The sequence below is a fragment of the Mycobacterium sp. E3251 genome, assembly GCF_001666835.1.
GTDB lineage: Bacteria > Actinomycetota > Actinomycetes > Mycobacteriales > Mycobacteriaceae > Mycobacterium.
This window is the reverse complement of record NZ_LZJF01000112.1, coordinates 1-5561: the sequence shown is the minus strand read 5'-3', so window position 1 is coordinate 5561 and position 5561 is coordinate 1. Positions and strand designations below refer to the sequence as shown.

Here is a 5561-nt window from a genome sequence, read left to right as displayed (position 1 = left end):
AATCTGCTCGGGCGCGAAGCGGTAACCGAGCCGGCCCAGTAAACCCAGCAACTCGTCCGACGACAGCAGGTAGAACAGCATCAGCACATCGGCCTGCTTGGACGCCTTGTAGTTGTTCACGCTGTCGTTCTCGGCCTCCAGGATGCGGTCAAGCCGCTGGATGTTCCCGTACCGTTGCCGGTACTCGTCCCAATCCAGTTCCGCCAGTTCGGCATAACCTTCGAACTGACTGATCACGCCGTCGTGGAAGGGAACGAACATCCGCCGCGTCACGCGGTCCCACCTATCGAGCTCGTCGGCCGTGAGATCCACCTTCGCCACCAAATCGAGCCGGTCCCGCAGCGGTAGCAGATCGAGCGCGTCCATCGCCCGCATGATCACCCAGACGGCCATCACATTGGTGTATGCGTTGTTGTCGATGCCGTCGTATTCCTTGCCCGGATAACCCGAATGGAATTCGTCGGGGCCGATGACGCCGCGGATCGTGTAACGTCCGCTGGTCTCGTCCAGTTTCGCCAGACCCGCCCAGAACCGTGCGATTTCCACGAGCATCTCGGCGCCGTAGTCGACGAGCAACTGGCGGTCACCAGACACCTGATAGTGCTGCCAGAGGTTGTAGGCGATGGCGAGACCGACATGATGCGCACGCCCGCTCGGATCCGGATTCCAGTGTCCGGACTGCGGATTGAGGTGCATTTCCTGGCTGACCTCGCGGCCGTCGCTACCCGACTGCCAGGGATACATCGCGCCGAGGTAACCCGCCACCCGCGCCGCCCGGCGGGCCTCGGGGAGCCGCCGATACCGGTAGAGCAGCAGCGACCGGGTCACGTTCGGCATCCTTATGCCGAGGACCGGGGACACGAACAACGCGTCCCAGAAAACGTGCCCGCGGTAGGCCTCGCCGTGCAGGCCCCTCGCAGGTACGCCGGCGTCGAGGTCGGCGGTGTGCGGTGAGATCGTCTGCAGCACATGCACCAGGTGCAGCCGCAGGATGCGTAGCGCGTCGGCGCTGTCGACGCCGTCGGCCAGGCCGATGGCGCATTGCTCCCACAGCAGGGCCCACGCCCGGGCATGCTGACGATGCAGGTCGGCGTAGCGGCCGGCCGCATCGAGGTGCAGCTGGGCGGTGCTCGCCGGTTCCGAGATGGCGCTGTCCCGGCTGGTGAAGATGGTCGCGACCTTTTCCAGCGTGACCGATTGCCCCACCGCGAGCGCGACCTGGATGTCGTGCCCGCCGCGGCCGGCTTCCCGCACGATCTTGTACTGCGCAATGGCCCGAGCGTCGTCGCACCACGCGCTGCTGCGTGCGGCCACCGCGATGCCGATGTGTGATTGCGAGGTCTCGGCGCGCAAGATCGCCGAGTCGGCTGCGGACTCGTCGACCACCGTTGACGCGAGGTGCGTGCTCGACAGCGAACGGTAGCGCTCGACCATGCTATTGCACACGTTGCCGTCCAGCAGCGACCGGAACTCGATTGTGCCCGACCAGTTCTCAGCATTGACGGTGGTTTGCATGGCGAGCAGGTGCGGCTGGTCCATGGACGCGAACCGTGCTTGGGTCATTGTCGTGATCTGGCCCGCGCCGTCCCGGAATCGCAGGGCGCGGGTCAGCGTCGCATGCCTCAGGTTGAACGTCTGCCGGTAGGACAACAATTCGGTGTCGTCGATGTGAAACCACGGCCCGCCGTTGATCCGGAAGGTCAGCGAGAGCCAGTTGGGGAGGTTGACCAGGCTCTCGTTCTCGATCGTCCGGCCGGCGATGCGATCGACCAGCGTGTTGTAGACGCCGGCCACATACGTCCCCGGGTAATGCGCCTCGGCTGCTGTCGCCTCGGGTGCGCAGCCACGGGTGGCGACGTAGCCGTTACCGACGGTGCACAGCGTTTCGCGCAGCCGCTCGTAGGCGGGGTCATATCCCTCGTAGACCAGCTCCCACGGATCGCTGGGCTCGGCCGCCGCGCGTAGATCGTTTGCCAGGCGCCGGACGAAATCACACACCGCGGACGCATTCGCGAGGCTGAACAGCGCGGCGCACGGGCGATCCCCGTCCTCGTTGTACCGCAACGCAATTCCGATGCCGTCGAATTGGACGGCGTCGAAGGCATCCTCGTCGGTAAGGTCTTCGCCCACATAGATCGGTAGCACAGTGCCGCTGCCCGTTCCCTCGATGTGTTCGAGGATCCAGTTGAGCGTCCTGCCCTTGCCCCAATCGAGGCTGGGCCGAAGCTCGATGACTTTGCGCCCCGCGGTGATCCGCAGGCCCTGGGATCGGCCGAGCTTGCGTGTCGTCGCGATTACCCGGTCGACCTCTTTCGGGTCGACGTTGCGGTAGTGAACCGCGACCGCAAAGCGCTTGTGCTCCACCCGGATTCCGGGGATGTCGCCGAGCAGCTCGGCCAACCGGTGGGCCGCGCGCGCCAGGGCGCTGGTGGCACCGATGGCCGCCGCGTTGTCATGGTGGGTGCCGTCCGGTGCCACGAGTTCGAAGCCGTGACTGCCGGCGTACCAGATTCCGTCCACGTTCACGCGTTCGCGAAGATCGCCCAGATCGCGCCCGCTTATCACCGCGACGGGGCACTGGGTCGCCAGGGCGCGCAGCGCTTCGGCGGCGCCCTCGACCAGGGTCGCGGCCTCCGGCTCGGCGACGATCTCGGACAGCGTGCCGTCGAAGTCGAGGAACACCGCCGGGCGCCGGCTGGCCACCAGTTCCTTCAGCTGGCTGTAGACCGCCATCGCGTCGGCGATGGTCGACAAGGGTTTGCCGCCCGACCGCACCGAGATCTCGGCAAGATCGCCGACGACGGTGTCCGCCCCGCGGGACAGCAACTCGCCGGTTCCTCCGTTGCGCTCCAGACCGATGACGAGTCCGAAACCGGCATCGTGGCCGGCCGCGATTCCCGCTTCGGCGCAGTCGATGAGGACGCAACGGCCCGGCCGCACGCCCAGGCGCGTGACGGCCATGGTCAGGGCCGCATCGGCACGCTCGGCGGCGCCGGCGGCGCAGACGAGTTCCTCGACCCCCGCGGCGCGCAGCACGGCTGCGCAGTCCCGGGTCGAGGAATAGACGGCGGTGGCGACGCCGACGTCGCGCACCCGCTGCAGAAATCCGGCGGTCGATCCGCGGGCTTCTACCACCCCCGGTTCCGGCTCCACGACCACACAGTCGAGCCCGAGAATCACCGCGTCGTGGTAGCGCCTATCGACCGTAACAGGCCATTCGGTCACCTTTGTGACGATGCCACAGCACCGGCGCCGGTCAAGGCAAATGGAAGCACGGGGGCCTCATGGCCATGCGGTTGGTGACTAAAGCCTCATGATCGACGGCCGTTCCCGCCATAGCGTTTTGGGCGAGGAGAGGGAGAACATCATGTCCGTACTCGCAAACCGCCATGGCATCGTCGTCGGGATCGACGGATCGCCGGCCTCGAACGCCGCCGTCTGTTGGGCGGCCCGCGACGCGGCTATGCGACACGTCCCGCTGACCGTGGTCCACATGGTGAACGCGATTGTGCCGATGTATCCGGCGCTGCCGCTGTCGACCGGCGTGGCGGTGTGGCAGGAAGAGCAAGGCCGCGAGGTTCTCGAGCAGGCGGTCAAGATCGCCGAGGAGGCCGTCACCACCGACCGCAAGCTCGACGTGCGAAGCGAGCTGAGGTGCGCACCCCCGGTGCCCACGTTGGTCGAGATGTCCAAAGAGGCCGAGATGGTCGTCGTCGGCAGCAACGGACGCGGGGCGATGGGCAGGCTGCTGTTGGGCTCGGTGAGCAGCAGCGTGGTGCGCAGCGCGCGCTGCCCGGTCGCGGTCATCCGCGACGAAGACCCGCTCATGCCACACCCTCAGCAAGCCCCGGTGCTCGTGGGCATCGACGGCTCACCCGCATCGGACGTCGCGGTGGCCGTGGCGTTCGACGAGGCGTCGCGTCGTGGTGTCGAGCTGACGGCGCTGCACGCCTGGAGTGACGTCGACGTCTTCGAACTGCCCGGGGTGGATTGGTCGGCGGTGCGAGGGGAAGCCGAGCGGAGCCTTGCCGAACAACTTGCCGGCTGGCAGGAACGCTATCCCGACGTCACCGTGCACCGGGTTGTGGTTTCCGACCGGCCGGCCCGCCAGCTCATCGAACAGTCGGAATCCGCCCAACTCGTCGTCGTGGGCAGCCACGGTCGCGGCGGCCTGTCCGGCGTGCTGCTCGGTTCGGTCAGCAACGCCGTGGTCCACTCGGTCCGGATGCCGGTGATCGTCGCGCGGCCTTCCTAGGGTCGCGCCGCCGCCGTGCCGTATTTCGATGTGCACGAAACCCACACCGGTGTCGTCATTCTCGCCGGTGACCGCGCATACAAAGCCAAGAAGCCGGTGCTGACCGACTTTCTCGACTTCCGCTTGCCGCAGCAGCGCGAGCACGCCTGCCGCCGGGAGGTCGAGCTCAACAGCCGGCTCTCGCCCGACAGCTATCTCGGCGTCGCCCACCTCACCGACCCGCTCGGCGGCCCGTCCGAGCCGGTCGTGGTCATGCGGCGCTATCGCGACGAGGACCGCCTCGCGCACCTGGTGACCCACGACACCGCAGAGTCCGTGCACCGAGTGTTGGACGCGGTCGCGGCGGTGTTGGCCCGCTTCCACGAACGCGCCGAGCGCGGCGAGCGGATCAACGCCCAGGGCGAGCCCGCCGCGATCGAATGGCGCTGGCGGGAGAACCTGTCCGAATTGGAACGGTATGCGGCCGAATCGATTCCGGGGGTCTCGGCCGACGATGTCGCCCAGTTGCAGCGCCTGGTGACCCAGTTCGTTGCCGGGCGCGCGGGGCTGTTCGCGCGGCGCATCCGCGACGGGCGCATCGTCGACGGGCACGGCGACCTGCTCGCCGACGACATCTTCTGGGTTGGCGGCAGCCCCGCGCTGCTGGACTGCCTGGAGTTCGACGACCGGCTGCGCCATGTCGACTGCATCGACGACGCCGCCTTTCTCGCGATGGACCTCGAGTTCCTGGGCCGCAAGGACTTCGGCGACTACTTCCTGCAGCGCTACACCGAGCACGCGGGTTGGGCGGCGCCGCCGTCGCTGTCCGACTTCTACATCGCCTACCGGGCCGCGGTGCGGGCGAAGGTGGACTGCGTCCGGGTTTCGCAGGGCAGCCCGGGCGCGTCCGACGACGCCGCCCGCCACCTGGGCATCGCCACCCGGCACCTGCAGAGCGGCACCGTTCGGCTTGCGCTCGTCGGCGGCAACCCGGGAACCGGGAAGTCCACCGTGGCCCGCGGCCTGGCCGAATCATTTGGGGCGCAGGTCATTTCCACCGACGACGTGCGCCGGGAGCTTCGCGACTCGGGCACCATCGCCGGTGAGCCCGGCGTGCTGAACGCCGGGCTCTACAGCCCCGACCAGGTCGCGATGGTCTACGAGACCGCCCTGCGCCGCGCGCGGCAGTTGCTGGGGGAGGGGCACTCGGTGATCCTCGACGGCACCTGGCGCGATCCGCGGACGCGTGACCGGGCTCACCGGCTGGCCGCCGAGACGCACTCGGCGCTCGTCGAATTCGTGTGCTCGGCGACGGCCGACGTGGCGG

At 68.0% G+C, this 5561-nt stretch carries 3 protein-coding genes; 2 read left to right on the top strand and 1 reads right to left on the bottom strand.

The annotated features are described in order from the left end of the window. The coding region (gene otsB, locus A5697_RS13695) for a trehalose-phosphatase (RefSeq protein WP_068010942.1) at positions 1 to 3225 on the bottom strand (3225 nt) is incomplete at its 3' end. Between the two features lie 142 nt (positions 3226 to 3367). Between otsB and A5697_RS13690 the strand changes: the two genes are divergently transcribed. Together A5697_RS13690 and A5697_RS13685 are read left to right on the top strand one after the other, a co-directional pair. After that, positions 3368 to 4255, top strand: a complete 888-nt coding sequence (locus A5697_RS13690; RefSeq protein ID WP_067946610.1) for a universal stress protein — start codon at positions 3368 to 3370, stop codon at positions 4253 to 4255. A gap of 15 nt (positions 4256 to 4270) precedes the next feature. Further along, positions 4271 to 5561 (top strand): nucleoside monophosphate kinase (locus A5697_RS13685; protein WP_068010940.1); only part of this gene is annotated, 1291 nt, incomplete at its 3' end.

Excerpts from the sequence above, each read along its gene's own strand:
- A5697_RS13690 (WP_067946610.1), top strand. The coding sequence starts at position 3,368 with ATGTCCGTACTCGCAAACCGCCATGGCATCGTCGTCGGGATCGACGGA.